The organism is Streptomyces bungoensis (assembly GCF_001514215.1).
GTDB classification, from domain to species: Bacteria; Actinomycetota; Actinomycetes; order Streptomycetales; family Streptomycetaceae; genus Streptomyces; species Streptomyces bungoensis.
Genome location: NZ_KQ948854.1, coordinates 457,169 through 482,401, shown reverse-complemented (window position 1 = coordinate 482,401; position 25,233 = coordinate 457,169). Strand labels below are relative to the sequence as shown.

The 25,233-nt window shown below is 72.5% G+C and carries 27 protein-coding genes; 9 read left to right on the top strand and 18 right to left on the bottom strand.

The features are described from left to right. Positions 1-13: 13 nt before the first annotated feature. The 3 genes from AQJ66_RS12475 to AQJ66_RS12465 form a co-directional block, all read right to left on the bottom strand. Complete coding sequence (locus AQJ66_RS12475; RefSeq protein ID WP_061920161.1) at positions 14-982, bottom strand: hypothetical protein; 969 nt, start codon at positions 980-982, stop codon at positions 14-16. Between the two features lie 115 nt (positions 983-1,097). Continuing rightward, complete coding sequence (locus AQJ66_RS12470) at positions 1,098-2,102, bottom strand: zinc-dependent alcohol dehydrogenase (protein WP_061920159.1); 1,005 nt, start codon at positions 2,100-2,102, stop codon at positions 1,098-1,100. Then, the gene (locus AQJ66_RS12465; RefSeq protein ID WP_061920157.1) at positions 2,099-3,256 is read right to left on the bottom strand and encodes a mandelate racemase/muconate lactonizing enzyme family protein; all 1,158 of its coding nucleotides are present in this window, start codon (positions 3,254-3,256) and stop codon (positions 2,099-2,101) included. The genes AQJ66_RS12470 and AQJ66_RS12465 overlap by 4 nt, the downstream gene beginning before the upstream one ends. 201 nt (positions 3,257-3,457) lie before the next feature. Between AQJ66_RS12465 and AQJ66_RS12460 the strand changes: the two genes are divergently transcribed. Then, complete coding sequence (locus AQJ66_RS12460) at positions 3,458-4,480, top strand: SCO2400 family protein (protein WP_061920155.1); 1,023 nt, start codon at positions 3,458-3,460, stop codon at positions 4,478-4,480. A gap of 326 nt (positions 4,481-4,806) precedes the next feature. Here AQJ66_RS12460 and AQJ66_RS12455 read toward each other — a convergent pair whose 3' ends face one another. Then, a complete protein-coding gene (locus AQJ66_RS12455; protein WP_159052555.1) occupies positions 4,807-5,097 on the bottom strand; it encodes an SH3 domain-containing protein in 291 nt (96 codons plus the stop codon). Between the two features lie 270 nt (positions 5,098-5,367). Here AQJ66_RS12455 and AQJ66_RS12450 point away from each other — a divergent pair, with 270 nt between their 5' ends. Continuing rightward, positions 5,368-6,525, top strand: coding sequence for a serine hydrolase domain-containing protein (locus tag AQJ66_RS12450; protein ID WP_061920151.1), 1,158 nt, complete (start codon positions 5,368-5,370; stop codon positions 6,523-6,525). Positions 6,526-6,597: 72 nt separating this feature from the next. Here the strand turns inward: AQJ66_RS12450 and AQJ66_RS12445 are convergent, their stop codons facing one another. Both AQJ66_RS12445 and AQJ66_RS12440 read right to left on the bottom strand, forming a co-directional pair. Next, on the bottom strand, positions 6,598-7,017 hold the full coding sequence (locus AQJ66_RS12445; RefSeq protein ID WP_061920149.1) for an organic hydroperoxide resistance protein: 420 nt from the start codon (positions 7,015-7,017) through the stop codon (positions 6,598-6,600). Positions 7,018-7,123: 106 nt separating this feature from the next. Continuing rightward, the gene (locus AQJ66_RS12440; protein WP_061920147.1) at positions 7,124-8,122 is read right to left on the bottom strand and encodes an NADP-dependent oxidoreductase; all 999 of its coding nucleotides are present in this window, start codon (positions 8,120-8,122) and stop codon (positions 7,124-7,126) included. 86 nt (positions 8,123-8,208) lie between these two features. Here AQJ66_RS12440 and AQJ66_RS12435 point away from each other — a divergent pair, with 86 nt between their 5' ends. From AQJ66_RS12435 to AQJ66_RS12425, 3 genes are read left to right on the top strand one after another with little or no spacing between them, the layout of a single operon-like run. Beyond that, positions 8,209-8,643, top strand: coding sequence for a MarR family winged helix-turn-helix transcriptional regulator (locus AQJ66_RS12435; protein ID WP_061920145.1), 435 nt, complete (start codon positions 8,209-8,211; stop codon positions 8,641-8,643). A gap of 23 nt (positions 8,644-8,666) precedes the next feature. Continuing rightward, complete coding sequence (locus AQJ66_RS12430) at positions 8,667-9,488, top strand: EI24 domain-containing protein (RefSeq protein WP_061920144.1); 822 nt, start codon at positions 8,667-8,669, stop codon at positions 9,486-9,488. A gap of 10 nt (positions 9,489-9,498) precedes the next feature. Further along, positions 9,499-9,831: a YrdB family protein gene (locus AQJ66_RS12425; protein ID WP_061920142.1), complete on the top strand. Its 333-nt coding sequence runs from the start codon at positions 9,499-9,501 to the stop codon at positions 9,829-9,831. Positions 9,832-10,042: 211 nt separating this feature from the next. On the opposite strand, the gene AQJ66_RS12420 is transcribed toward AQJ66_RS12425, so the two are convergent. Together AQJ66_RS12420 and AQJ66_RS12415 are read right to left on the bottom strand one after the other, a co-directional pair. Further along, entirely contained in the window at positions 10,043-11,014 is a 972-nt protein-coding gene (locus tag AQJ66_RS12420) for an aldose epimerase family protein (protein WP_061920140.1), read from the bottom strand. A 15-nt stretch (positions 11,015-11,029) separates the two neighbouring features. Further along, a complete protein-coding gene (locus AQJ66_RS12415; RefSeq protein WP_061920138.1) occupies positions 11,030-11,935 on the bottom strand; it encodes an SGNH/GDSL hydrolase family protein in 906 nt (301 codons plus the stop codon). A gap of 254 nt (positions 11,936-12,189) precedes the next feature. On the opposite strand from AQJ66_RS12415, the gene AQJ66_RS12410 reads away from it, so the two are divergent. Further along, positions 12,190-12,684 carry a DUF3145 domain-containing protein gene (locus AQJ66_RS12410; RefSeq protein WP_061920136.1) on the top strand — a complete coding sequence of 165 codons (495 nt, stop codon included), beginning with the start codon at positions 12,190-12,192 and terminating at the stop codon, positions 12,682-12,684. Between the two features lie 93 nt (positions 12,685-12,777). Here the strand turns inward: AQJ66_RS12410 and fabF are convergent, their stop codons facing one another. From fabF to AQJ66_RS12385, 5 genes are all read right to left on the bottom strand, one after another. Beyond that, positions 12,778-14,040, bottom strand: coding sequence for a beta-ketoacyl-ACP synthase II (gene fabF, locus AQJ66_RS12405; protein ID WP_061920134.1), 1,263 nt, complete (start codon positions 14,038-14,040; stop codon positions 12,778-12,780). An 85-nt stretch (positions 14,041-14,125) separates the two neighbouring features. Next, entirely contained in the window at positions 14,126-14,374 is a 249-nt protein-coding gene (locus AQJ66_RS12400; protein WP_018545314.1) for an acyl carrier protein, read from the bottom strand. A gap of 80 nt (positions 14,375-14,454) precedes the next feature. Continuing rightward, positions 14,455-15,486, bottom strand: coding sequence for a ketoacyl-ACP synthase III (locus AQJ66_RS12395; protein WP_061920132.1), 1,032 nt, complete (start codon positions 15,484-15,486; stop codon positions 14,455-14,457). Positions 15,487-15,507: 21 nt separating this feature from the next. Next, a complete protein-coding gene (locus tag AQJ66_RS12390; RefSeq protein ID WP_061920130.1) occupies positions 15,508-16,425 on the bottom strand; it encodes an ACP S-malonyltransferase in 918 nt (305 codons plus the stop codon). A gap of 89 nt (positions 16,426-16,514) precedes the next feature. Then, positions 16,515-17,720 carry a PucR family transcriptional regulator gene (locus AQJ66_RS12385; protein WP_061920128.1) on the bottom strand — a complete coding sequence of 402 codons (1,206 nt, stop codon included), beginning with the start codon at positions 17,718-17,720 and terminating at the stop codon, positions 16,515-16,517. A 97-nt stretch (positions 17,721-17,817) separates the two neighbouring features. On the opposite strand from AQJ66_RS12385, the gene AQJ66_RS12380 reads away from it, so the two are divergent. Continuing rightward, positions 17,818-18,471, top strand: a complete 654-nt coding sequence (locus AQJ66_RS12380; protein ID WP_079060196.1) for a pirin family protein — start codon at positions 17,818-17,820, stop codon at positions 18,469-18,471. Here the strand turns inward: AQJ66_RS12380 and AQJ66_RS12375 are convergent, their stop codons facing one another. Beyond that, positions 18,472-19,293 (bottom strand): serine hydrolase domain-containing protein, encoded by an 822-nt coding sequence (locus AQJ66_RS12375; RefSeq protein WP_061920126.1) that lies wholly within the window; start codon positions 19,291-19,293, stop codon positions 18,472-18,474. Between the two features lie 20 nt (positions 19,294-19,313). Next, positions 19,314-19,793 (bottom strand): GNAT family N-acetyltransferase, encoded by a 480-nt coding sequence (locus tag AQJ66_RS12370; RefSeq protein ID WP_061920125.1) that lies wholly within the window; start codon positions 19,791-19,793, stop codon positions 19,314-19,316. Positions 19,794-19,891: 98 nt separating this feature from the next. Here AQJ66_RS12370 and AQJ66_RS12365 point away from each other — a divergent pair, with 98 nt between their 5' ends. Further along, entirely contained in the window at positions 19,892-20,347 is a 456-nt protein-coding gene (locus AQJ66_RS12365; RefSeq protein WP_061920234.1) for a MerR family transcriptional regulator, read from the top strand. A 28-nt stretch (positions 20,348-20,375) separates the two neighbouring features. Here AQJ66_RS12365 and AQJ66_RS12360 read toward each other — a convergent pair whose 3' ends face one another. The 3 genes from AQJ66_RS12360 to AQJ66_RS12350 all read right to left on the bottom strand — a co-directional run bounded on the left by AQJ66_RS12360 (position 20,376) and on the right by AQJ66_RS12350 (position 23,248). After that, complete coding sequence (locus AQJ66_RS12360) at positions 20,376-21,230, bottom strand: DUF4429 domain-containing protein (RefSeq protein WP_061920123.1); 855 nt, start codon at positions 21,228-21,230, stop codon at positions 20,376-20,378. Between the two features lie 66 nt (positions 21,231-21,296). Continuing rightward, complete coding sequence (locus tag AQJ66_RS12355) at positions 21,297-22,514, bottom strand: alpha/beta hydrolase (protein WP_061920121.1); 1,218 nt, start codon at positions 22,512-22,514, stop codon at positions 21,297-21,299. Between the two features lie 92 nt (positions 22,515-22,606). Then, positions 22,607-23,248 (bottom strand): TetR family transcriptional regulator, encoded by a 642-nt coding sequence (locus AQJ66_RS12350; RefSeq protein ID WP_061920119.1) that lies wholly within the window; start codon positions 23,246-23,248, stop codon positions 22,607-22,609. A gap of 127 nt (positions 23,249-23,375) precedes the next feature. Between AQJ66_RS12350 and AQJ66_RS12345 the strand changes: the two genes are divergently transcribed. Then, positions 23,376-24,995, top strand: coding sequence for an MFS transporter (locus AQJ66_RS12345; RefSeq protein WP_061920117.1), 1,620 nt, complete (start codon positions 23,376-23,378; stop codon positions 24,993-24,995). Positions 24,996-25,233 lie beyond the last annotated feature (238 nt).

Sequence of the window (25,233 nt, the reverse complement as noted above, 5' to 3'; positions counted from 1 at the left end):
GCTTACGGCGGGTTCAGCCGTCGGCGGGAAAGCGGTGGAGCGGGCCGGGCAGCCGGGAGCCGAGCGGCGCCATGTCGCCGTCCGCGCCGTGCCGGGCGAGCAGGTCCAGGGCGAGGCGGCCGCGCCGCACCCGCTCCCGGGCGGTGTCCAGGGTCACGTCCCTGAGGTGGGTGCCCCAGGGGTAGATGCCGGGGGCCTTGGACAGACCGAACTTCAGGTAGAGCGGCGCGCCGCGCCGGATCAGCTCGGCGACCTCGTACATCCGCACGTACCCGCCGAGGTCGTCGGGTGCCTCGATGTACATGTCCATCGGAGCCGCGGACACCCGTCGGATCTCCGTGAGGTGATCCAGCGTCAGGTCGCTGGGCACGTTGACCGAGTCGGCGCCCAGCCGCTCGTACACCGCGTACGAGGCCGGGTTGACGGGGCCGATGAGCGCGGAGACCTTGAGCGTGGTGTCCGCCGGGATGATGCCGGACTGCCGGGCGCGGTGCAGCGTCCACAGCACGCCCTCGTCGGCCACCAGCAGGCACGTGACGCCCAGTTCGGTGGCGCGGACGGCGTCCTCGACGCAGCCGGCGACGGCGTCGTGGCCGCGGGCGCGCAGCCCGGCGCCGCGGGAGTCGGAGCGCACCGAGCCGCCGATGTCCCAGGTGCCGCGCGGGCCGGTGAACAGGCAGAGCTCGATGTCCCGTTCGGCGGTCGCGTCGACCATCTCGGTGATCTCGGCGTCGGTGAGCATCCACACACCGCTGCCCTGGCTGATCCGGTGGATCGGGACGTCGAGGCGCGAGGCCTCCTTGAGGACGACGGCCAGCGCTTCGGGACCCTCGCACGAGGGGATCTCGGTGCGCCAGCGGCCGCCGCCCGGGAAGCTGTGGGCGGATGCGTCGGCGGGGTCGAGGGCGGGCGCGCCCAGGCCGAGTGCGGCGAGCTGCTGCTCACCGGGCCGGCGGGCTGCCGGGGCGGAGGCGTCGGTCACAAGTTGTCCTTCGTGTTCGGTATCTCGGACAAGGTTCGCGGCTCGGGGTACGAAAAAGGTCCTCGGATGCACGCCGGCCGGGGCGCCGTCAGGTCAGGCCCCGGCCGGCGCACGGTCAGGGGCGGAGCAGCACCTTGCCCACGGTGGGATCACCGGCCCCCACCAGCTCGATGGCGTGCGGGAACTCGGTCAGCGGCAGTTCGTGCGTGACCAGCGGCAGCGGGTCCAGCAGACCGGCGCCGAAGACCCGTACGGCGTGCGACCAGGCGTCCGGCGGCGCGCCGAAGACCGTGTGCACCTCCAGCTGCCGTACGACGAGGTCGGTCGGGTCGAGCCCGTCCGCGCCCGGCGCCGGGATGCCGGTCAGGACCAGGCGGCCGCCGCGCCGGAGCAGCGAGGCGGCGGTGCGGGCGGCGGACGCGGACCCGGCGGTCTCGATCACGACGTCGAAGTCGTCCGGGAGCCGCTCGTCGCGCAGCCGGAAGCCGGTGGCGCCGAACCGCCGGGAGAGCGCCTCCCGGTCGCGGCGGGTGCCCACGACCAGCAGCTCCGCGGGCGAGACGGCCTTCAGGAACTGCACGGCGAACATGCCGAGCGTGCCGGTGCCCACGACCGCGACCCGCTCGCCCGGCCGGGCCCCGGACTTCAGGGCGGCGGCCGCGACGCAGGCGGCCGGCTCCAGCAGGGCGGCCGCGGTGAGGTCGGCGTCGTCCGGCAGCGGGTGCAGCAGCCGGGCGGGCAGGGTGAGCGTGGCGGCCATGGCGCCCGGCTGGGTGAACCCGGTCTCCTCGTACCCCGCGCCGCACAGCGTGGTCTCGCCCGCGTGGCAGCGGTCGCACACCTGGCAGTTGCGGAAGCCCTCACCGACCACCTTGCGGCCGACGAGCGAGGCGGGCGCCCCGGCACCGACACTCATGACGGTCCCGGACCACTCGTGGCCCGGCGTGAGCGGATAACGGACGTAGCCCTCCGGCCGGTTGCCCTGGTACACCTCGCGGTCGCTGCCGCAGATGCCCACCGCGTGCACGGCGACCAGCGCCTCGCCCGGGCCGGGCTCCCGGGGGACGTGCTCCTCGATCCGGTGGGCGCCGGGCGCCTCGACGAGGACCTGGGAACTCACTTCGTGCCCTTGGGCTTGCGCTGCTCCCAGCCCTCGGCCCACAGGTCGAAGCGAGCCTGCTGCTGCGGGAACTCGGCGGCCGCGTCGGTGTCCAGCTCGACGCCCAGGCCGGGCCGGTCGGAGAGGTGGAAGTAGCCGTCGACGACCTCCGGCGCCCCCTTGACCACCTTCTTGATCTCCGCGTCGGCGAAGTCGTTGAAGTGCTCGAGGATCTTGAAGTTGGGGGAGGTGAAGCCGACCTGCAGCGAGGCGGCGGTGAGCACCGGGCCACCCACGTTGTGCGGCGCGACCAGCATGTAGTGGGTCTCGGCGGTGGCGGCCAGCTTCCGGGTCTCCCAGATGCCGCCGATGTGGCCGACGTCCGGCTGGATGATGTCCACGGCCTGGCTCTCGAACAGCTCGCGGAACTCGATCCGGTCGTGGATGCGCTCACCGGTGGCCACCGGGACGTCCACCTTGGCGGCGACCTTCTCCAGCGCCTTCAGGTTCTCCGGCGGGCACGGCTCCTCCAGCCAGGCCGGCTTGAAGGGGGCCATCTCCTTGGCCAGCCGGACGGCGGTGGCGGGGGAGAAGCGGCCGTGCATCTCCAGCATCAGCTCGGCGTCCGGGCCGATGGCGTCCCGGACGGCCTCGATGAGGGAGACCGCGTACAGCGTCTGGTCGTGGTCCAGCTCGAAGTGCCCGGTGCCGAAGGGGTCGATCTTGAGCGCCTTGTAGCCGCGCTCCACGACCCCCTGGGCGGCCTTGTGGTAGGCCTCCGGGGTCCGCTCGGTGGTGTACCAGCCGTTGGCGTACGCCTTGACCCGGTCGGCGACCTTGCCGCCGAGCAGCTGCCACACCGGCACGCCGAGGGCCTTGCCCTTGATGTCCCAGCAGGCCATCTCGACGACCGCGATGCCGGACATGACGATCTCGCCGGCCCGGCCGTAGTCGCCGTACTTCATGCGGCGCACGAGGTCCTCGACGGCGAACGGGTCGGAACCGAGGATGTGGTTGGCCTCGGCCTCCCGCAGGTAGCCGATCAGCGCGTCGGTGTGACCGAGCATCCGGGTCTCGCCGACTCCGGTGATCCCCTCGTCGGTGTGCACCTGGACGTAGGTCAGGTTGCGCCAGGGCGTCCCGACCACGTGAGTGCTGATTCCGGTGATACGCACGGCAGTTGCCCCTCAGCTGTTCGAGATTTCGTCACACGTTCGAAATGCTGGCGTGACAGTAAGGACGGCGCGGTAGGGGTGTCAATGGGTCGAACAGGTAACGGTTTCGACAAGGCTTTCGAGAACCTTTTCGGTCATCCACCAAACCTTCACAGAGGCGCCTAGGAACGTTACCGGCCGGGAATCTAGTCTTCCCGCGTCATGGACTTCTGCCACCCGTGCCAACGGCACCTCAACGGCGCCCTGGCCTGCCCCGGGTGCGGAGCACCGGCCGAGCGGCACGCCGCGTCCGCGGCCACGCCGTTCGCGGGCCTCGGTGGCCAGGAGGAGTACGCCGGGTACGCCCACACGGGTGCCCGGGCGAGCCATGCCGGCCATGTCGGCTACGAAGCCCCCGGGTACGGAGCACCCGCGCCCGCGGGCGGGTACGACCCGCACGGCGCGTACGACGCCGGCGCGTCCGCGGCCGGGTACGACACCCCTGCGGCCGGATACGACACGCAGGGCGGGTTCCCCGCCGGGGGTGAGGGCGACACGCCCGGGGACCCCGGCGCCCCGGACGACACCGACGCCCTCCACGACTCCGGTCCCTCCGAGGCGGAGGACGGCGCCGGCCCCGGCGAGCCCGGTGGGCGGGCCGCCCGGCGCCAGGCGCGCGGCCGTGGGCGCGGCGCGGCCGCCGACGGCCCGGACTCCGGCCCCGCCGCCGCGGACGCCAGCAGGCGGGACCGCAAGGCGGCCGCCCACCGGCGCCGCCGGCGCCGTACCGTCTTCATCGCCGCCGGACTCGTGCTGGCGGCCGGCGGGCTCAGCATCGCCGAACTGGGCACGGACGCCCCCTTCTCGCCCTTCGCCGGCGACTCCCCGGCCTCCTCCGGCGACACGGCCGCGGACGGCGGCACCTCCTCCGCCTCCCCGGGCCGCACGGCGGCTCCGCCCGGCGGCTCCTCGCACCCGTCGAGGGGCCCGAGCGCCTCCGCCTCCGCCGCCCCCTCGGCCTCCGCGTCCAAGTCCCCGAAAAGCAAGGCCTCCGCGTCCCCCTCCGCCAGTGGCGCGTCGCAGCGGTCGGCCACCACGGGGGCCGGACCGGCGACCTCGGCGCCGACGGCCCCGGCCACCTCCGGACCGCCGGCCACCCCCACGAGCGCCCCGACGACGTCCGGCCCGACGCCGACACCGTCGCCCACCAAGACGTGCAACCGCTTCCTGTGGTGGTGCACCTAGGGTCTTTCGTTTGGATCAGGCCGGATCAGGGAGCGGGGTCCGGTGCCGGGGCCCGCGAGCCCGGCATGATCCGAACGAGAGGCCCTAGCCGTGGTCGAGCGCACCGGCGCCCAGTCCGTTCGCTGTGCGCCACTGTGCTGACGTGTGTGTCGTAAGGGACTCGCACCAACGCCCGCGGTGAACGCTTCACAGCCCGGCGCCGGCCCCGTCCGCAGAAGCGTGTACGCCCGCCGGGGTGGCACCGGCCACCCCCGACGGGCGATGGTTCACGCACGGGTCCCGAGCGGGCCGATCCGCCTACCAGGAAGTCCGAGACGGACGGCAGCTCACTTGAACTGCATGCAGGCAGCGACGATGTACCCCTTGGTCCCCTTCCACGTGACCGGGTACCAGAGCTTTTCCTTCACGCCGCAGGCCTTGTAGGTGGCTCCCGCCACGGAGCCGGTGTCGTTGGTGCTGACGACCGCGCCCTTGGGGACGACGCCCCGGGCGGTCGACCTGTTGGTCGGCTTTGCCCTCAGCGTGACCGATTCCAGCAACTTGGCCTTTGCCGGAGCCGCCGTGGCAGCCGGAGCCGCCCCGGCCACCACACCGCTCACCAGTGCGACAACAGTCACAAGGCGTGCAAGTTTTGTCACCGTACTCCCCGTTTCTCTTTCCTGATCAGGTCCAACAACCGTGCAACGCTAGCAACTGCCCACAGGTCGGGTGCTGAGAGGGGCAGTGCCCACACAGGCCGGGCACACGCCCTCTACGACACCAACCCGCTCCGGTTGCGGTTGAGTCGTACGGGCACGTCCCGCCGTACACGATCACGGGAACGCCCGGCGGCGAACCGGGCGTTTGCCGGGGGGAGCAGCGGAACGCGGCTCAGGTGAGGAGTACGGATGACGCAGCGGATCACCGTCCACGGCACGGTCGGCGAGGGCTACGAGGCGGTGCGCGAGGAGTTCGCCGCGTTCGTCGCCGAGGAACGGGACGACTACGAGGGCCAGTTGTGCGCGTACGTCGACGGCCGCCGGGTGGTCGACCTGTGGGCGGGCGACGGCGCCGACGGCGACTCGCTGTACGGCGTGTTCTCCTCCACCAAGGGTGCCGCCCACCTCGTCGTGGCCCTGCTCGTGCAGGAGGGCACGCTCGAGCTGGACCGCAAGGTCACCTACTACTGGCCGGAGTTCGGCGCCGAGGGCAAGGGCGGCCTGACCCTGCGCGACCTGCTCGCGCACCGCGCCGGACTGGTCGGCACCGACACCGGGTTCAGCGCGGCGGAACTGGCCGACGACCGGGTGATGGCCGAACGTCTCGCCGACCAGCGGCCGTTCTGGCGCCCGGGCACCGCCTTCGGCTACCACGCCCTGGTCATCGGCGCGCTCACCGGCGAGGTCGTCCGGCGCGCGACGGGCCGCACGATCCAGGAACTCCACGAGGAGCGGGTGCGCGCCCCCTACGGCCTGGACTTCCACCTGGGCCTGCCGGCTTCCCGCGAGCCCCGCTTCCGCACCGTCCAGCCGATGCTCCCGACCCCCGCGCAGCAGGCGGTGCTCGACACCCTGCCGAGCGGCCCCCACACCCTCGCCTCGATCGCCTTCAACGGGCACGCGCCCGAGCCGGCCGACCTCGGGTCCCTGCCGAACCAGCGCTGCGTCCGGGCCAAGGGCCCCGCCTCGTACGGCGGTGTGGCCTCGGCGCGCGGCCTGGCCGGGCTGTACGCGGCGATGATCAGCGAGGTGGACGGCAAGGCGCCGCTGCTGAAGGAGGACACGCTCGCGGAGTTCGGCCGGCTGCACTCCGTGGGGTACGACCTGGTGACGCGCACCCACAAGTCGTTCGGTCTGGGCTTCCAGGCCACCGCCGACATCTGGCACCCCTTCCTCGGCGCCGGCGCGATCGGCCACAGCGGGGCCGCCGGCTCCCAGGCCTTCGCCGACCCGCGCAGCGGCCTGGCGTACGGCTACACGCGCCGGCGGTTCGCCTACCCGGGCGGCGCGGCCCCGGAGAACGACCGGTTCGCGGCGGCCGTGCACCGGGCGGCCCTCGCCCGCTGACCCGGACCCCGACAGGCGGAGGCCGCACCCCACGTCCCAGGGTGCGGCCTCCGCTCTGTGCAACGACCGGGGTCAGGCCAGCGTCACGGTGACGTCCCCGCGCGTCGCCTTCGAGTAGGGGCACACCTGGTGGGCCTGCTCGACCAGGCGCCGCGCGGTGGCCGCGTCGACGTTCGGGATGTCCGCGCAGATCTCCACGACGATCCCGAACCCGTCCTCGTTCCGGCCGATCCCGACCTTCGCCGTGACGGTCGACCCCGACACGTCGGCACCCTCCTGACGGGCGACCACGCCGAGCGCGCCCTGGAAGCAGGCGCTGTACCCGGCGGCGAACAGCTGCTCGGGGTTGGTGCCCGCGCCGCTGCCGCCCATCTCCTCAGGCGGGTTGACGACGACGTCGAGCCTGCCGTCGTCGGTGGCGACACGGCCGTCCCGGCCGTGCTCGGCGGTGGCGACCGCGGTGTACAGGACGTCGGACTGCTGGATGGGCATGCGGTGTCTTCCTTCCTCGGTCCGCCGCGACTCGCGCCCACGATCGCCGACGGTTTCGGAAAGAAGTTACCGCATGCCGGAAACCCTGCGGTAGGGGTGGCGGTGGCTACAGCTTGACGATCATCTTGCCGGTGTTGTCGCCGCGCAGGACCCCGAGGAACGCCTCGAGGTTGTTCTCGATGCCCTCGACGACCGTCTCGCGGTACTTCAGCGCGCCCGAGGCGACCCAGGGGCCGACCTCCTGGACGAACTGGGGCTGCAGGTCGTAGTGGTCGCCGACCAGGAAGCCCTCGATGCGGCCGCGGGTCTGGATCAGCCGGGCGAGGTTCCGCGGGCCGGGGGCGGGCTCGGTGTTGTTGTAGACCGAGATCATGCCGCAGACCGCGATCCGGCCGCCCTGGTTCAGGGACCCGATGGCCGCCTCGAGGTGGTCGCCGCCGACGTTGTCGAAGTAGACGTCGATCCCGTCGGGCGCGGCGGCCCGCAGCTGCTCGCTCACCGGCCCGTTCCGGTAGTTGAACGCGGCGTCGAAGCCGTACTCCTCGACCAGCAGCTTCACCTTCTCGTCGGACCCGGCCGAGCCGATGACCCGGGAGGCGCCCTTCAGCTTGGCGATCTGCCCGACCTGGCTGCCGACCGCGCCGGCGGCGCCGGAGACGAACACGGCGTCGCCCTCCTTGAAGGAGGCGGTGCGCAGCAGGCCGGCGTAGGCGGTCAGACCGGTCATGCCGAGGACGCCGAGGTACGTCGACAGGGGCGCGGCCTCGGGGTCCACCTTGACGGCGTGCTTCGCGTCCAGGGCCGCGTACTCGCGCCAGCCGAGGAAGTGCAGCACGTGGTCGCCGACGGCGATGCCCTCGGCGTTCGAGGCGACGACCTCGCCGACCGCGCCGCCCTGCATGACCTTGCCCAGCTCGAACGGGGCCACGTAGGACTTGGCGGCCGACATCCGGCCGCGCATGTACGGGTCCACCGAGAGGTACTTGTTCCGCACCAGCACCTGGCCCTCGCCCGGCGTCGGGACGGGCGTCTCGACCAGGGCGAAGTCCTCGGGCTTCGGCCAGCCGACGGGACGGCTGAGCAGGTGCCACTCGCGGTTGATCATGACAAGACCTTTCATTTACTTCAGTGCCTGAAACAACCGTGCACCTGAATATTTCATGATGTCAAGTAACGCGGTATTCTGAGGGCATGGCCACACCGCAGAAGACCCGTCCGGACGAACTGACCATGGAGGTCGTCGGGCTCATCGGCGAGGTCGTCGCCCGCTACCACGCGGACTACGAGGAGGCCGCGGCCGGGCACGCCCTCACGGGCGCCCAGGCGAAGCTGCTCAGCCTCCTCTCGCTCGGCCCGCTGCCGATGCGCAAGCTCGCGCAGAAGCTGAAGTGCGAGCCGTCCAACGTGACCGGCATCGTGGACCGCCTGGAGTCCCGGGGCCTGGCCGAGCGCCGCCCCGACCCCGCCGACCGCCGCGTGAAGGTGGCGGCCGCCACGGACGAGGGCCGCCGCGTGGCCCGGGAACTGCGCCACGGCCTGCGCTTCGCCCGCGAGCCCCTGGTCGGCCTGTCCGAGGAGGAGCGGCTGGCGCTGCGCGATCTGCTCCAGCGGATGCTCGACGCCTGACGACCGCCGGTAAAGTCTTGGCCATGCGTGATCTCGGGGCGGGATTCGGACACCTTCTGCGGGGCCAGCGCTGGGTGGCCCGGCACGGCCGGAGCTACGGCTTCGGCCTGCTGCCCGGCCTGATCACCCTGGTCCTCTACACGGCGGCGCTCGTCGCCCTCGCGCTCTGGGGCGAGGACGCGGCCGCCTGGGCGACCCCGTTCGCCGACGACTGGTCGAGCCCGTGGCAGGGCCTGTTCCGCGGCTTCCTGACGGCCGTCCTGTTCGCCCTGGGCCTGCTGCTCGCCGTGCTCACCTTCACGGCCGTCACCCTGCTGGTCGGCCAGCCCTTCTACGAGAGCCTGTCGGAGCAGGTCGACGCCGACCTCTCGCCCGACGGCACCGCACCGCAGTCGGGCCTGCCGCTCTGGCGCGAGCTGTGGATCTCGGCCCGCGACAGCCTGCGCATCCTGGTCCGGGCCGCACTGTGGGGCGTCCTGCTCTTCGCCGCCGGCTTCCTGCCGGTCGTCGGCCAGACCGCCGTACCGGTCGTCGGCTTCTTCGTCACCGGCTTCTTCCTCACCGAGGAACTGGCCGCCGTCGCGCTCCAGCGCCGCGGCGTCGACCTGCGCGCCCGCCTCGCCCTGCTGCGCTCCCGCAAGACCCTGGTCTGGGGCTTCGGCGTCCCGCTCGGCCTCGCCTTCCTGGTCCCGTTCGTCGCCGTGTTCCTGATGCCGGGCGCGGTCGCGGGCGCCACCCTCCTCACCCGGGACCTGCTGGGGGAGGAGGACGCGGACGAGGACGCCGGCGACGGCGAGAGCACTCCGCACGTCCCGGTGGTACCGCCGGCCCGGGACGACGGGTGATACTGCGGGCGTGCAGACAGCGAAGGCCGTGAACCTGGGCGTCATCTTCCTTCTCGAACTCGGCGTCCTCGCGGCGGCCGCCTACTGGGGGTTCACCCGCCCCGTCACCGGGGCCGCGCTGCTCGCCCTCCTCGCGCCGGGTGCCCTCGGCTGGCTGTGGGCGCTGTTCGGCGCACCCCGGGCGCGGTTCGCCCTCCACGGCCCGGCGCGCGCCGGCTTCGAACTGCTCTGGTTCGGCGCGGGTGTCGTGGCCCTCTACGCCGCAGGCGCCCACGCCTGGGCCCTCGTCCTCGCCCTGGTCTGCCTGACGAGCAAGTCCCTCGCCCACACCTGGGGTCAGTGAACCCGCACCCGCCCGGACGTTTCCGGACCCGGCGAGAAGGGGAACACGTGGGCGTGTGTGAAGGGTTCGTACGGGATCACGGCAGTCCGCCCGATCACCGGCCGCAGACCCGCCGCGCCGCTTAAGGTCAGATCCGGGACAAGTCCCCCACGAACAGCCCCGGTCCGGCACCTGACACCGGACCGGGGCTCGTGGCGGCCCCCGGGCGCCTTCAGCGCACCGAGAACCCGTACACCGTCTCCGACCGGAACACCTCGCCCGGCCGCAGGACGGTGCTGGGGAAGTCCGGGCGGTTCGGGGAGTCCGGGAAGTGCTGGGTCTCCAGGGCGACGCCGGCCCCGCGGGTGAAGGGCGCGGGCAGGTGGTCGGCCGTGTAGAGCTGGAGGCCGGGCTCGGTCGTGGCCACCGTCAGCAGCCGGCCGGACGCCGGGTCGTACAGCTCGGCGACCTCCTCGGCCGCCGGCGTCACCCCCTTGTCCAGCGCGAAGTTGTGGTCGTAGCCGGACCCCGTCCTGCGCGCCGTACGGAAGTCGAAGCGCGAGCCGGTCACGTCCTCCAGCGCGCCGGTGGGGATCAGTCCCGCGTCGACCGGCGTGTACCGGGAGGCGGCCAGCCGCAGCTCGTGACCGGCAGCGTCACCGGAGCCGCTCAGGTTCCAGTACGAGTGGTTCGTCAGGTTGACCACGGTGGGCGCGTCCGTGACGGCCTCGTAGGCGATCCGCAGCGCCCCCGGCGCCTGGAGCGTGTACGTGGCCGTGACCTCCAGCCGGCCCGGGAAGCCCTCCTCGCCGTGCGGACTCACCAGGCTCAGTCGCAGCCCGTCCTCGACCGGCTCCGCCTCCCACACCCGCTTGTCGAACCCGCGGTCGCCGCCGTGCAGCGAGTTGGCCCCCTCGTTCCGCGTGACGGCGTGCGCGCGCCCGTCCAGCGGGAAGCGGCCGCCCGCGATGCGGTTGGCGTACCGGCCGACCAGGGCGCCCAAGTACGGCTCCGGGTGCGCGAGGTAGCCGTCGAGCCCCGCGAAGCCCAGCACCACGTCCGCCCGGTGCCCGTCCCGGTCCGGGACCTCCACCGACTGCACGATCCCGCCGTACGACAGCACGCGCACCCGCACCCCGTCGCGCTCCAGTGTCCAGCGGTGCACCCGGGTGCCGTCGGAAAGTGTGCCGAAAAGTTCGCCCATGTGGGAAACCCTAGGTCACGGCCGCGGGGCGGTGACAGTGCGGTAGGCGATCTCGGCCAGCCTGGCCTGCCCGTTCCGGCTCGGGTGGAACCAGTCCCACTGGCTGAGCTGCTCCGTGCCGAAGCGGTAGTCGAAGACCGCGTCGCCGTCGAAGCGGCAGCGGCGGTCCTTGGCGCACACCTCCTTCAGCACCTCGTTGTACGCCTCCACGCGCTGCTGCACCGTGTCCCGCCGCACCACGGCCGCACTCGTCAGGTCGTCGGCGTCGGCCAGCATCGACGGGCAGATGCCCAGCTTCCACACCTGCTTGCCGAGCGGGTTCGTCCGCCCCTGCGCCCACAGCCGCTTCAGGTTCGGCACGCTCGCCACGTACACCTGCGACTTCGGCAGCGCCCTGCGCAGCGTGCCCAGCGCCTTCTCGAAGTCCGCGCGGAAGTCCGCCACCGGCGTCATCGCGGAGGCCGAGGAGCGGCAGGCGTCGTTGGCCCCCGCCATCACCGTCACCAGCGCGGGCCTGCGCTTCACCGCGCGGGCCATCTGCCCGGGCAGGTCGGACATCCGGGCGCCGGTCTGCGCGTAGTTCCAGCTGCGCCGCGCCGCCCCCGCCGCGCCCAGCAGCCGGACCGCCAGACTGTCCACCTGGGCGTCGCTGCCCGTCGCCCACGACACCTGGGGGCAGTCGGAGAGCACGTCGCAGGCGTCGAAGCCCCGGGTGATGGAGTCGCCGACCGCGGCGACCGAGTCCGGGCTGCGGTCCCACACCGGGGCCGGCCGGGCCGGCGGGTGCGAGGCGCTGTCCCGGGAATCCTTCTGGCCCGCCGGGCCGCCTCCGCCGAAGGCGTCGCAGCCCGCCGTGGCCAGCACGGCCGCCGCCACGACCGCGAGGCCGGCCCGCGTGTGCCGCTGCCTTCGCTTGCGCATCCCTGATGGTCTCCTCGCTCGACGGTGCAGTGCCCCTCCTATGACAACGCGTGAGAGTTCCCCGGCCGGGGACCCGGGAACGGCACACCCCCGCACAAGCGTCCCCCTGGGTGAATGGAGGCGGTTTCCCGGCCCTGGGAGCGACGGTACGTCACACTCCTTGCCCCGCCGCAAGGTAGCCTCGCCATCAACGCGGCCGTCGCGCCACGGCCGCCCAGCCAGTCCGCAATGTCCCGCTCTGCCCGGAGGTCCCGGTGACGACACGTGGAGTTCTGTACGTGCACTCCGCGCCGCGCGCGCTGTGCCCGCACGTCGAGTGGGCCGTCGCCGGGGTGCTCGGCACGCGCGTCAGCCTGGACTGGATCCGCCAGCCCGCCGCGCCCGGCACCTGGCGCTCGGAGTTCTCCTGGCAGGGCCAGGTCGGCACCGCCTCCAAACTCGCCTCGGCGCTGCGCGGCTGGCACCTGCTGCGCTTCGAGGTCACCGCGGAGCCCTGCCCCACGGCGGAGGGCGAGCGCTACAGCTGCACCCCCGAACTCGGCATCTTCCACGCCGTCACCGGCCTGCACGGCGACATCCTCATCCCCGAGGACCGCCTGCGCGCGGCGCTGACCCGCTCCCAGCGGGGCGAGACGGACCTGGAGGCGGAGATCGCCAAGCTCCTGGGCAAGCCGTGGGACGACGAACTCGAGCCGTTCCGCTACGCCGGAGAGGGAGCCCCGGTGCGCTGGCTGCACCAGGTGGTCTGAAGGAACGGACTCGACGGCGACCGGACACGACCGGACACGGCGAAGGGCCCTCACCGCCGGGTGAGGGCCCTTCGCCGTGTCTCAGACGCTCTCTCAGACGGTCCGGAACGCCAGGACCACGTTGTGCCCGCCGAAGCCGAACGAGTCGTTCAGCACGGCGATCCGCCCCTCGGGCAGCCGGCGCGCCTCGCCGGTCACGACGTCCGCGTTGACTTCGGGGTCGAGGTTCTCCACGTTGATGGTCGGCGGAGCCGTGCGGTTCACCAGCGCCAGGATCGACGCGACCGTCTCGATACCGCCGGCGCCACCGAGCAGGTGACCCGTCATCGACTTGGTCGCCGAGATGGCCATGTGGTCGACGTCGTCGCCGAACACCTTGCGCAGCGCCTTGATCTCGGCCACGTCGCCCTGCGGCGTGGACGTGGCGTGCGCGTTCACGTGCACGATCTCGGCCGGCTTCAGGTCGGTGTGGTCCAGCAGGTTCTGCAGCGCGTGCGCGATGCCGTTGCCGGACGGCTCCGGCTGCGTGATGTGGTGCGCGTCGGCCGAGATGCCCTGGCCGACCGCCTCGACGTAGATCCGCGCGCCGCGCGCCTTCGCGTGCTCCTCGGACTCCAGGACGATCACACCGGCGCCCTCGCCGAGGACGAAGCCGTCACGGCCGGCGTCGTAGGGACGCGAGGCGCCCTCGGGGTCGTCGTTGTTCTTGGACATCGCCATCATGTTGCCGAACGCGGCGATGGGAAGCGGGTGGATGGCGGCCTCGGTACCACCGGCCACGACCACGTCCGCACGCCCGGTGCGGATCATCTCGATCGCGTACCCGATGGCCTCCGCGCCCGAGGCGCAGGCCGACACGGGGGTGTGCACACCGGCCCGCGCGCCCAGCTCGATGCCGACGTTGGCCGCCGGGGAGTTGGGCATCAGCATCGGCACGGTGTGCGGGGAGACACGGCGTACGCCCTTCTCCTTGAGCACGTCGTACTGGTCCAGGAGCGTCGTCACGCCGCCGATGCCGGAGGCGATGACCGCACCGAGACGGTCGGGGTTCACGGACGCGTCCTCGCCGGCCCGGGCGGTGAAACCGGCGTCCTTCCAGGCCTCCTGAGCGGCGATCAGCGCGAACTGCGCGGACCGGTCCAGCTTGCGGGCCTGCGGGCGGGGGATGATCTCGCCCGGCTCGACGGCGATCTGCGCGGCGATACGGACCGGCAGCTCGGCCGCCCATTCCTGCTCCAGGGGACCCACGCCGGACTTGCCGGCGACCAGGGCCTCCCAGAACGAGGCTGCGTCGCCACCCAGCGGTGTGGTTGCGCCGATACCGGTGACGACCACGGTGCGATTGGTCGGGCTCACGGGAATTCTTTCTCCAACGGATGCGGGATTCTACGGCGCCACCGCCGGGTGGCGGGGCAGTGCGGCCTGGGGCCTAACGGCTGGCTCAGGCCTGGTGCTTCAGGATGTAGTCGGTGGCGTCACCGACCGTCTTGAGGTTCTTGACGTCCTCGTCCGGGATCTTCACGTCGAAGCGCTCCTCGGCGGCGACGACGACCTCGACCATGGACAGCGAGTCCACGTCCAGGTCGTCGGTGAAGGACTTGTCCAGCTGGACGTCCTCGGTGGGGATCCCGGCGATCTCGTTCACGATCTCGGCGAGACCGGCGACGATCTCTTCCTGAGTGGCGGCCATGTCAGGCGCTCCTTCTTCGATGTTCCGAACGGTTGGTGGCAGTGTGCACCGTGCCGGACGCAAGATCCGGCACGGAGTGCCTAGGGGAGGGTAACGACCGTGGCGGCGTAGACGAGACCCGCCCCGAATCCGATGACGAGCGCGGTGTCGCCGCTCTTCGCCTCGCCGGTCGCCAGGAGCCGCTCCATCGCGAGCGGGATCGAGGCGGCCGAGGTGTTGCCGGTGGTGCGGATGTCACGGGCGACCGTGACGTGCTCCGGCAGCTTGAGAGTCTTCACCATCGAGTCGATGATCCGCACGTTGGCCTGGTGCGGGATGAAGACGTCCAGGTCGTCCGAGCTGATCCCGGCCGCGTCCAGCGCCTGCTGGGCGACCTTCGCCATCTCGAACACGGCCCAGCGGAACACCGCCTGGCCCTCCTGCGTGATCGCAGGGAACTTGACGTTGCCCTCGCTGTCCACGGGCAGCTCGGACAGGTCGCCGATCCTGAACCGGTCCCAGGACACGGTCTGCTTGATGGTCCCGGCCTTGTCGCCCTCCGAGCCCCACACGGTCGGGCCGATCGCCGGTTCCTGGGAGGGGCCGACCACGACCGCGCCGGCGCCGTCGCCGAACAGGAAGGCCGTCGCCCGGTCCTCCAGGTCGGTCAGGTCGCTCAGCCGCTCCACGCCGATGACGAGCACGTACTCGGCGGACCCTTCCACCACCATGCCCTTGGCGAGGGTGAGGCCGTAGCCGAAGCCCGCGCAGCCGGCCGAGATGTCGAAGGCGGCGGCCTTGTTCGTGCCCAGCTTGTCGGCGATCTCGGTGGCGACGGCCGGGGTCTGGCTGAAGTGCGAGACGGTGGAGACGACCACGGCGCCGATCCGCTCGGCGTCGATGCCCGCGTCGGCGATCGCCTTGCCGGCGGCCTCGACGGACATCGCGGCGACGGTCTCCTCGGGCCCGGCCCAGTGCCGCGTCTCGATGCCGGAGCGCGAACGGATCCACTCGTCGGACGAGTCGATCTTCTCGAGGATCACCTCGTTGGGCACCACCCGGGTCGGCCGGTAGCCGCCGACGCCGAGGATGCGCGCGTACGGGGCGCCCTTGCTGGGCCTGATCTTCGACATGTTCGTACGGCTCCTTAGGCGTCAGGCGTTGACGTGCTCGGCGATCAGCTCGCGGGCCGCGTCGAGGTCGTCGGGGGTCTTCAGGGCCAGCGTCTTGACGCCGGGCAGGGCACGCTTGGCGAGACCCGTGAGGGTGCCGCCCGGGCAGACCTCGATCAATGCGGTGGCGCCGATTTCCTTGAACGCCTCCATGCACAGGTCCCAGCGGACCGGGTTGGCTACCTGGCCGACCAGCCGCTCGAGCACCTCGGAGCCGGCGGTGACGGTGCGGCCGTCCTTGTTGGAGACGTAGGGAACCTTCGGGTCGGCGGGCTCCAGCTCCGCGGCCGCCTTGGCCAGCGCCTCGACGGCGGGCGCCATGTGGTGCGTGTGGAACGCGCCGGCGACCTTCAGCGGGACGACCTTGCGCACGCCCTCGGGCTTGTCCTCGGCCAGCGCGGCGAGCTGCTCGAGCGTGCCGGCGGCGACGATCTGGCCCGCGCCGTTGATGTTCGCCGGGGTCAGGCCCAGCTTCTCCAGGTGCGCCACGGAGGTCTCCGGGTCGCCGCCGAGCAGCGCCGACATGCCGGTCTGGGTGATCGCGGCGGCGTCGGCCATGGCCAGACCCCGCCTGCGGACCAGACGCAGCGCGGCGGTGTCGGCGAGGACGCCCGCGAAGGCGGCGGCGGTGATCTCGCCGACGCTGTGGCCGGCCACGGCGCCCGGATGGACGTCACCCAGTGCCGCGGCGGACAGGATCCCGGCGGCGACCAGCAGCGGCTGGGCCACCGCGGTGTCGCGGATGGCGTCCGCGTCGGCCTGGGTGCCGTAGTGGACCAGGTCGAGGCCGATGGCGTCCGACCACGCGGCGACGCGGTCCGCGGCGCCGGGCAGTTCGAGCCAGGGGGTCAGGAAGCCGGGCGTCTGGGCGCCCTGGCCGGGAGCGACGAGTACGAGCACTCTCACACTCTCTCTTGGGGACGGCCGCGACCGCCCGTGGGGACAGGGACGAAGAACACCGGGGGCTTTTGTGGGCCCCCGACAAAAGCTCAGGTCTGGAGGTCTCCATCGGCGAGACGCCCCAGGATCAGGGCGATCCGCAGGGTGAACGCGGATCGTACATCCGATGGCGACCAGCCGGTGACGTCTGTCACACGTCGGAGCCGGTAGCGCACGGTGTTCGGGTGAACGAAGAGCATCCGCGCCGCGCCTTCCAGACTGCTCGCCTGCTCCAGGTACACACTCAGGGTTTCCAGGAGCGCGGAGCCGGCCTCCTCCAGCGGTCTGTAGATCTCCTCCACCAGCTGCTCGCGCGCGCCCGGATCACCCGCGATGGCGCGCTCCGGCAGCAGGTCGTCCGCCAGCACCGGGCGCGGTGCGTCCTGCCAGGCGGAACACGCCTTCAGGCCGGCGGCGGCGGCCTGCGCGGACCGCGTGGCGGCCGTCAGGTCGGGCACGACGGGCCCCGCCACGACCGGCCCGGCCGCATAGGGCCCGATCAGCGACCTGGCGACGGCGAGCGGATTGGCGCTGCCCCCGGCGATCACCACGAGCCGGTCCCCGAGCACGCCCGTGAGCACCTGCAGCTTGGCGTGCCGGGCGGCCCGCCGGATCGCCTCGACCGTCAGCTCGCTGTCCCCGTCCGGCGCCGTCCCGAGCACCACGCACACGTGCTCGGGCGAGTTCCAGCCGAGGGCGGCGGCCCGGCTGACGGCGCCCTCGTCGGCCTCCCCGCTCAGCACGGCGTTGACGACCAGCGACTCCAGCCGCGCGTCCCAGGCACCGCGTGCCTCGGCGGCCTGCGCGTACACCTGGGCGGTGGCGAAGGCGATCTCCCGCGCGTACACGAGCAGCGCCTCGCGCAGCGCGCTCTCGTCCCCCGGGGCCGCCACCTCGTCGATGGCGGACTCCATGACCTCGATGGTGGTGCGCACCATCTCCACGGTCTGCCGCAGCGTGATGGCCCGGGTCAGCTCCCGGGGAGCGGTGCCGAACACGTCGGTGGAGATCGCCTGCGGGGCGTCGGGATGCCGGAACCACTCGGTGAAGGCCGCGATGCCCGCCTGCGCCACGAGCCCGATCCAGGAACGGTTCTCCGGGGGCATGGCCCGGTACCACGGCAGGGTCTCGTCCATGCGCGCGATGGCCTGCGCGGCCAGCGACCCGGAGGACTTCTCCAGCCGCTTCAGCGTCGCGGAGTGCGGGTGGACGGCGTGCGCTGCGGGTTCGCGGTGGTGGGATACGGGTTCGGGCACGGGGACAAGACTGCCTTATCCGGACGGGAGCATGTGCCGCCGGGGTCGGCGGAGCGGTCCGCCGCGGCCGCGCGCGGGGTCTACCGTGGTGCCCGTGATCGACGTACGGCGCGCCGGCGGGCGCTACCGCGGAGGGGATCCCGAGGCCGGGATCGACACCCGCCACGCCTTCTCCTTCGGCCCGCACTACGAACCGGAGAACCTGCGCTTCGGCGCGGTGATCGCCTGCAACGAGGAGCGGCTCGCGCCGGGCGCCGGGTTCGGCGAACACCCGCACAGCCACACGGAGATCGTCACCTGGGTGATCGAGGGCGAGCTGACCCACCGCGACTCCACGGGCCACGAGACCCTGGTCCGCGCCGGCGACGTCCAGCACCTGAGCGCGGCGGCGGGCGTGCGGCACGTCGAGCGCAACGACGGCCCGGTGCCGCTGGCCTTCCTGCAGATGTGGCTGGCGCCCCGGGAGCCCGGCGGCGAGCCCTCCTACGACATCGTCCGCGGCATCGCCGACTCGACGCCGTACGCCGTCCCCGCGGCCGGCGCGATGCTCCACGTGCGCCGCCTGGCCGCGGGGGAGCGGACCGCCGTTCCGGACGCGCCCCACGTCTACGCCCACGTCGTGCGGGGCGAGGTCGCGCTGGCCGGGGAGACGCTGGGCGCCGGCGATTCGGCCCGGATCACCGGCCCGGAGGACCTGGAGGCGGTGGGCAGGACGCCGGCGGAACTGCTGCTGTGGGAGATGGGGCGCTGATCAGCCGCGCAGCTCGGCCAGCACGGCGTCGGTGAACACCGGCCACGCCTCGACCGCCCAGGGCCCGAACGCCCGGTCCGTCAGTGCCACCCCGGCGACCCCCGCGTCGGGGTCGGCCCACAGGAACGTACCGGACTGGCCGAAGTGCCCGAACGTACGCGGTGACGAGGAACTCCCGGTCCAGTGGGGCGACTTGCCGTCCCGGATCTCGAAGCCCAGCCCCCAGTCGTTCGGGTTCTGGTGCCCGTACCCCGGCAGCACCCCCTTCGTCCCCGGGTACTGCACGCTCATCGCCTCGGCCACCGTCCGCGGGTCCAGCAGCCGCGGCGCCTGCACCTCCGCCGCGAACCGCAGGAGGTCCGCGACGGTGGACACGCCGTCCTTCGCCGGGGAGCCCTCCAGCGACGTCGACGCCATCCCCAGCGGCTCCAGCACCGCCTGCCGCAGGTACTCGGCGAACGGGATGTCCGTCGCCTTGGCGACGTGGTCCCCGAGCTGCTCGAACCCGGCGTTGGAGTACAGCCGCCGCTCCCCGGGCGGCGCCATGACCCGGTGCTCGTCGAACGCCAGCCCGGAGGTGTGGGCGAGCAGGTGCCGCACCGTCGACCCGGGCGGCCCGGCCGGTTCGTCCAGCTCCACGGCCCCCTCCTCGTAGGCGACGAGCACCGCGTACGCCGCCAGCGGCTTGGTCACCGAGGCCAGCGGGAAGCGGTGCCCGACCGGGCCGTGGGTTCCGAGGACCGTCCCGTCGGCCCGTACGACCCCCGCCGCGGCGGTGGGCACCGGCCAGTTCTCGATCAACGCCAGACTCTGCAACGACATGCCGCGAGCCTAATCCGGCCTCACAGCCGCAACCGCATCGAGGGGTCCGGCTTCCGTACGAAGCCCAGGGACGCGTACAGCGGCTCGGCCTCGGCGGACGCGTTCAGGTCGACCTGGGCGGCGCCCCGCAGCCGGAACCACTCCAGCAGTTCCCCCATGCACGCGCGCGCGTACCCCCGCCGCCGCTGGCCCGGATCGGTGGCGACGCTGAAGACGTACCCGACCCGCCCGTGCGGGTTGCCGGCCCGCCCGATCCGGTACTCCAGCGTCCCGGCGACCATCGCGGCCAGGGCGCCCGGCCGCTGCGGATGGTCCACCACGAAGGCGGCGAAGTCCCCGTCCTCCCCGGTGAGCCGGGCCCGCAGGGTGGGCAGGGACGCGGTGTGCCAGTCCGTCGGCCCGCCGGGGCCCTCCGGCCCGAAGACCGAGTCGATCATGACCTGGCGCAGCCGCAGCACTTCCGCGGCGTCCTCGGGACGGGCCCGGCGTACAAGTGTCATGCTCCGCACGCTAACGACCCCCGCCCCGGGCCGTCCTGCGGATTTCTTACGGGAGTGCGCTTGCTTGGAGTGCACTCGAAGGCCATAGCGTGGAGAACATGACGGTGATGCAGACCACGCCAGCGGCCACTGAGCGAACCAACCCCGCCGACATCTGCTCCGCCCCACCCCGGCGCCATCCCCGCCCCGACGGCCAGGACCGCTACACGATCAGCGAGGTCGTCGACTTCACGGGCCTGACCGCGCACACCCTGCGCTGGTACGAGCGCATCGGCCTGATGCCGCACATCGACCGCTCCCACACCGGCCAGCGCCGCTACAGCAACCGCGACCTGGACTGGCTGGCCTTCGTGACCAAGCTGCGCCTGACCGGGATGCCGGTGGCGGACATGGTCCGGTACGCGGAACTGGTGCGGGAGGGCGACCACACCTTCGACGAACGCCGGGAGCTGCTGGAGTCGACCCGCCGGGACGTCGTGAACCGCATCGCGGAACTGCGCGACACCCTCGCGGTCCTGGACCTCAAGATCGGCTTCTACGGCCGGGAGCGGTGACGCCCCGGGCGGCCCCCGCGGCCGCCCGCTACAGCTCGGCCAGCAGTTCGGCCTTCTTGGACGAGAACTCCTCGTCCGTCACCAGCCCGGCCTGGTGCAACTCGCCCAGGTGACGGATCCGTTCGGCGATGTCCGCGGGGTCCCGGCGGGCCGGGGCCGGTGTCACCGGTACCGGCCCCCGGGTCCGCACCGCCGCCAGCACGGCCGCGGCGAACGGCAGCGACTCGTGCACTGGCCCGTAGCCCAGCCCGAACACCACCGCCGCCGGATCCTGGTCGGGATGCACGGCCTCCGCCGAGGAGGCGGCGCGCGGCAGCAGGCGCAGGTGCCCCTCGAAGGCCTCCGGCGAGCGCCACTCCACCCCGCTGAGGTCGGCGACCGCGAAACTCTGGTCGCCGGCCTTCCACTTCGCCGACGACGCCCCCGTCCAGGACCACCGGAACTGCACGGACGTGCCGTCGAAGGCGGCCTTGCCGTCGTACGCCTTGAACTGCAGCGGCGCCTCGGGCGCGGCCACCAGGTACCGCTCGGCGGGTTCCGGCCCGCCGTCCGGCACCAGTTGCTTCAGCTCGTCGGCGTAGTACTCGGCGAGCGTCGACCGCTCGGCCGGCAGCACCAGCCGGTACGGGTCGCAGGCCTCGCTCAGCTGCCCGGCCGCCGCGTCCATCAGCGGATCGGCCCCCGGCCGCGGCCGCAGCCGCAGCGCCACCGTGCCGCGCCGGCCCGGGGTGAGGGTCACCCCCTCCACCGCGGACAGCGGAATGCGCCGTTCGCCGAGCGCCTGGAACAGCTTCGGAGTCCGGATCCCCCGTTCGTAACGGATGAGCACGGAGTCGGACTCGAACTCCCATACGGCATGAAATCCCGCCAGTACGTCACCCATGCGGCTCATCGTATGCGGCACGTGCTCCTCCGTCGCCACCCGCGCAGACCGCACTTCCTGCTGTTTCTACGCGCGTCCGGCCGTCGTCGTGCCGGGCAGACCGGCCCGGCAGGCATCGTTCTCCCGTGCACAGGTCACCGCGTCGTAGGCGCCCACCGCGACGTCGGCGAGGTTGCGCAGGCTGTCCGTACCCGGCTGGAAGTAGCCGGCGTGCCCCTGCGCGTCGTGCGCCGAGAGCACCCGCGCGCCGAAGCCCGAGGCCACGGGGTCCGCGCCGTGCCCGAGGCCGCCCAGCTCCAGGTAGGGCACGTCCTGCACCCAGTCGGTGGCGTCCCGCATCGCCCACAGCCGCGCCGAGGTGCCCAGGCGGGCGGCGCTGGGCACCCGCATGCCGGGGCTCGCGGCCACCGCTATGTCGGTCACCCGGCGGGGCATGCCGCGGGCCGCGACCCCGCAGACCACGGAGCCGTAGCTGTGGCAGACCATCGACACCGGCGCACGGCCGGGCAGCGCGCGCAGCAGCGCGTTCAGCCGTACGGCGCCCTCCGCGGCGCGCAGGCCCGTGGCCGCGTCCACGCCGAGCCCGTCCGGCGCGGTGTAGTCGGCCCAGGCGATCACGGCCGTGCGGGTCGAGGGGCTGGCCGCCCGCTCGGCCGCGTGCAGGGCCTTGGCCATGCCGACCGGCGCGCTGTACGGGCGGTTCGTCCGCTGGAAGGTGAGCAGGTCGGTGTCGACGCCGGGGACGACGACGGAGATCCGCTCGGCCCTGCGCAGGTTCCCGAAGACCTCCGCGACCCGCCCCGAGCCCGCCGGGTCGAAGGCGAGGATGTGCCGGCCGGGCCTCGTCAGCGCCTCGTAGCGCTGCATGCGGCGGCCCGCGTCCTGCTGGCCGGCCGCGCTGAGCCGGCTGTCGTGCATCCGTTTGCGCTCCACCTCGCGCGCCTGCTCCAGGGCGATGTGGTTGGCGCGGTAGCGCAGGCCCACCGGGGCGCCGTTCATGTTGCCGACCGCGAGCGGGTAGCGGTGGGCGAGACGGGCGCGGTCCTGCGCGGTGAGCGAGGCGAAGAAGCGGGCGAGCCGCGCGGGGGCGGCCCCGGCGTCCGGCAGGTGCCGGCCGTGCAGGCGGCCGTGGTCCCACTTGTCGACCGAGGCCTGCAGGGCCGTGGCCTCCCGGTGGCTGTGCAGCGCGGTCCAGCCCGTGGTGGCGAGCATCACGAACACGACGGCCAGCGCGAGTGTGGCGCGCCAGACGTTGAGTTGCGGGGTGGTGTCGAAGGAAGTCACTGGGAGGACACACTAGGAGAACGAGAGGGTCTCGCGGTAACCGAGTGACGGGTATCACGTTTCGGCAACGGTCGAACGATCCCGGAACGGCCCTAGGTGGTACGCCAGTTGCCGGTGAGTGCCGATCCCACCTGATCGAGGCAGGATGCGGTGAGTTGACGGATCGCCTCCAGGCTGAAGTCGTCGCCCGTGCTCCACTGCCGCTCGGTGACCCTCATCACCCCGCCGAAGACGGCCACGGCGAGCCGCGGCCGGGGGTCCGCGGCCACGTCCACGCCCTCGCGTTCGGCCAGCAGCCGCGCGATGGTCTCCTCCGTCGCCGCCGAGCGCCGCAGGTGCGCGGCGAGCAGGGCGGGGGTCGACTCGATCGTGCGGTACATGCGCAGGTACAGCTCCACCGGGACGGCCGACTCCACGGTCTCCCGTAGCGCGTCCCAGCCCTGCAGGACCGCCTGCCGCATCGCCTCCATCGGCGCCTCGTGCGCCGGACGCTCCCGCACGGCCGCCACGAAGCGGGCCTCGGTCATGTCCTGGACGGCGAAGGCCGCGTCCTCCTTGCCGGCGAAGTAGCGGAAGAAGGTGCGCTGGGAGACCTCGCAGGCCTCGGCGATCTCGTCGACGGTCGTCTGCTCGTAGCCCTGCGTGGTGAACAGTTCGAGAGCGGCCCGCAGCAGCGCCTCGCGGGTCCGCCGCTTCTTGCGCTCGCGCAGCGTCTCCCTGGCCCGCGTCTCCATCACTCTCCTGGCGGCCCTCTCTCCCGGTGAACGTTCGTCCAGCTCAGCCTATGCGCCGGTGTCGTGTCAGTTACCGACTTGTGAATCCGTTTGTCAACTGTCAGCGGCTGTCACTAGCCTCGAACACATGACTAGTCAGACCACCGTCGACACGACGGGTCCGGGGGACGAGACGTCCGTCGACCTGTCGAAGCCGGCCCCCGCCGCGGGCCTGCGCGGCCACCCGTGGCTCACGCTCATCACCGTCGCCGTAGGGGTCATGATGGTGGCCCTCGACGGCACCATCGTGGCGATCGCCAACCCGGCCATCCAGAAGGACCTCGGCGCCACCTTCGCCCAGGTGCAGTGGATCACCAACGGCTACTTCCTGGCGCTCGCGGTCTCCCTCATCACCGCCGGCAAGCTCGGCGACCGCTTCGGCCACCGGCAGACCTTCCTGATCGGCGTGACCGGCTTCGCCGCCGCCTCCGGAGCCATCGGCCTGTCCGACAGCATCGCGCTCGTCGTCACCTTCCGCGTCTTCCAGGGCCTGTTCGGCGCCCTGCTGATGCCGGCCGCGCTGGGTCTGCTGCGTGCCACCTTCCCGGCCGAGAAGCTGAACATGGCCATCGGCATCTGGGGCATGGTCATCGGTGCCTCCACCGCGGGCGGCCCGATCCTCGGCGGCGTGCTGGTCGAGCACGTCAACTGGCAGTCGGTGTTCTTCATCAACGTGCCGGTCGGTGTACTCGCCCTCGTGCTGGGCCTGCTGATCCTGCGCGACCACCGCGCCGAGAACGCGCCGCGCTCCTTCGACCTGCTGGGCATCGCCCTGCTGTCGGGCGCGATGTTCTGCCTGGTGTGGGCCCTGATCAAGGCCCCGGCGTGGGGCTGGGGCGACGGCCGGACGTGGGCCTTCATCGCCGCCTCCGTGCTCGGCTTCGCCCTGTTCTCCTTCTGGGAGACGAAGGTCGCCGAACCGCTGATCCCGCTGCGGCTCTTCCGCTCGGTCCCGCTCTCCGCGGGCGTCGTCCTGATGGTCCTCATGGCCATCGCCTTCATGGGCGGCCTGTTCTTCGTCACCTTCTACCTGCAGAACGTGCACGGCATGAGCCCGATCGACGCCGGTCTGCACCTGCTGCCGCTGACCGGCATGATGATCGTCGGCTCCCCGCTCGCGGGCGCGATGATCACCAAGCTGGGCCCGCGCATCCCGCTGGCCGGCGGCATGGCGGCCACCGCGATCGCCATGTACGGCATGTCGACCCTGAAGGCCGACACCGGCAGCGGCCCGATGTCCCTCTGGTTCGCCCTGCTCGGCCTCGGGCTCGCCCCGGTCATGGTCGGCGCCACCGAGGTCATCGTCGGCAACGCGCCGATGGAGCTGTCCGGCGTCGCGGGCGGTCTCCAGCAGGCGGGCATGCAGATCGGCGGCAGCCTCGGCACGGCCGTGCTGGGCGCCGTGATGGCCTCCAAGGTGGACAGCGACCTCGCGGGCAACTGGAAGGGCGCGGGACTGCCGCCGCTCACGCCGCAGCAGCTCGACCAGGCCGCCGAGGCGGTCCAGGTCGGTGTCGCGCCCGTGCCCAAGGGCACCCCCGAGGCGTTCGCCGCGAAGATCACCGGTGTCGCCCACGACACCTTCATCTCCGGCATGAGCCTCGCCTCGCTCGTCGCGGCGGGCGTGGCGGCGGCCGCCATCCTCGTCGCGCTGCTCACCAAGCGGGGCGAGAACGCGGAGGCGGGCGCGGGCGTCGGCCACATCTGATCCCCGCGTTTCATGCCTGTTCCGGGCGAAGTTCGCCTATCAGGGTGACTCCACTCAAGATCCCTCGCCATCGGCGCGCGCCGCAGGTCACAGTGGGTCAAGTCCTCCGCAGGACATGGGAGGACGCGGGCCGCGGCGCGCGCTGCTGGAGGGGGGCAGCGCGCGCAGGTCTGTGCCCGCCGAATGGGGGTACCCGCACATCGACCCCGAACTGACCATACGGATCAGGGAGTTGATG

What these genes read in the sequence shown, in the direction of transcription:
- AQJ66_RS12445 (WP_061920149.1), bottom strand. Translation starts at nt 7,017, where the DNA reads ATGCCCATCCAGCAGTCCGACGTCCTGTACACCGCGGTCGCCACCGCC.
- AQJ66_RS12350 (WP_061920119.1), bottom strand. Translation starts at nt 23,248, where the DNA reads ATGGAGACGCGGGCCAGGGAGACGCTGCGCGAGCGCAAGAAGCGGCGG.
- AQJ66_RS12345 (WP_061920117.1), top strand. Translation starts at nt 23,376, where the DNA reads ATGACTAGTCAGACCACCGTCGACACGACGGGTCCGGGGGACGAGACG.
- AQJ66_RS12440 (WP_061920147.1), bottom strand. Translation starts at nt 8,122, where the DNA reads ATGATCAACCGCGAGTGGCACCTGCTCAGCCGTCCCGTCGGCTGGCCG.
- AQJ66_RS12360 (WP_061920123.1), bottom strand. Translation starts at nt 21,230, where the DNA reads ATGGGTGACGTACTGGCGGGATTTCATGCCGTATGGGAGTTCGAGTCC.
- AQJ66_RS12395 (WP_061920132.1), bottom strand. Translation starts at nt 15,486, where the DNA reads ATGTCGAAGATCAGGCCCAGCAAGGGCGCCCCGTACGCGCGCATCCTC.
- AQJ66_RS12370 (WP_061920125.1), bottom strand. Translation starts at nt 19,793, where the DNA reads ATGACACTTGTACGCCGGGCCCGTCCCGAGGACGCCGCGGAAGTGCTG.
- AQJ66_RS12435 (WP_061920145.1), top strand. Translation starts at nt 8,209, where the DNA reads ATGGCCACACCGCAGAAGACCCGTCCGGACGAACTGACCATGGAGGTC.
- AQJ66_RS12415 (WP_061920138.1), bottom strand. Translation starts at nt 11,935, where the DNA reads ATGCGCAAGCGAAGGCAGCGGCACACGCGGGCCGGCCTCGCGGTCGTG.
- AQJ66_RS12365 (WP_061920234.1), top strand. Translation starts at nt 19,892, where the DNA reads ATGACGGTGATGCAGACCACGCCAGCGGCCACTGAGCGAACCAACCCC.
- AQJ66_RS12450 (WP_061920151.1), top strand. Translation starts at nt 5,368, where the DNA reads ATGACGCAGCGGATCACCGTCCACGGCACGGTCGGCGAGGGCTACGAG.
- AQJ66_RS12430 (WP_061920144.1), top strand. Translation starts at nt 8,667, where the DNA reads ATGCGTGATCTCGGGGCGGGATTCGGACACCTTCTGCGGGGCCAGCGC.
- AQJ66_RS12375 (WP_061920126.1), bottom strand. Translation starts at nt 19,293, where the DNA reads ATGTCGTTGCAGAGTCTGGCGTTGATCGAGAACTGGCCGGTGCCCACC.
- AQJ66_RS12400 (WP_018545314.1), bottom strand. Translation starts at nt 14,374, where the DNA reads ATGGCCGCCACTCAGGAAGAGATCGTCGCCGGTCTCGCCGAGATCGTG.
- AQJ66_RS12460 (WP_061920155.1), top strand. Translation starts at nt 3,458, where the DNA reads ATGGACTTCTGCCACCCGTGCCAACGGCACCTCAACGGCGCCCTGGCC.
- AQJ66_RS12420 (WP_061920140.1), bottom strand. Translation starts at nt 11,014, where the DNA reads ATGGGCGAACTTTTCGGCACACTTTCCGACGGCACCCGGGTGCACCGC.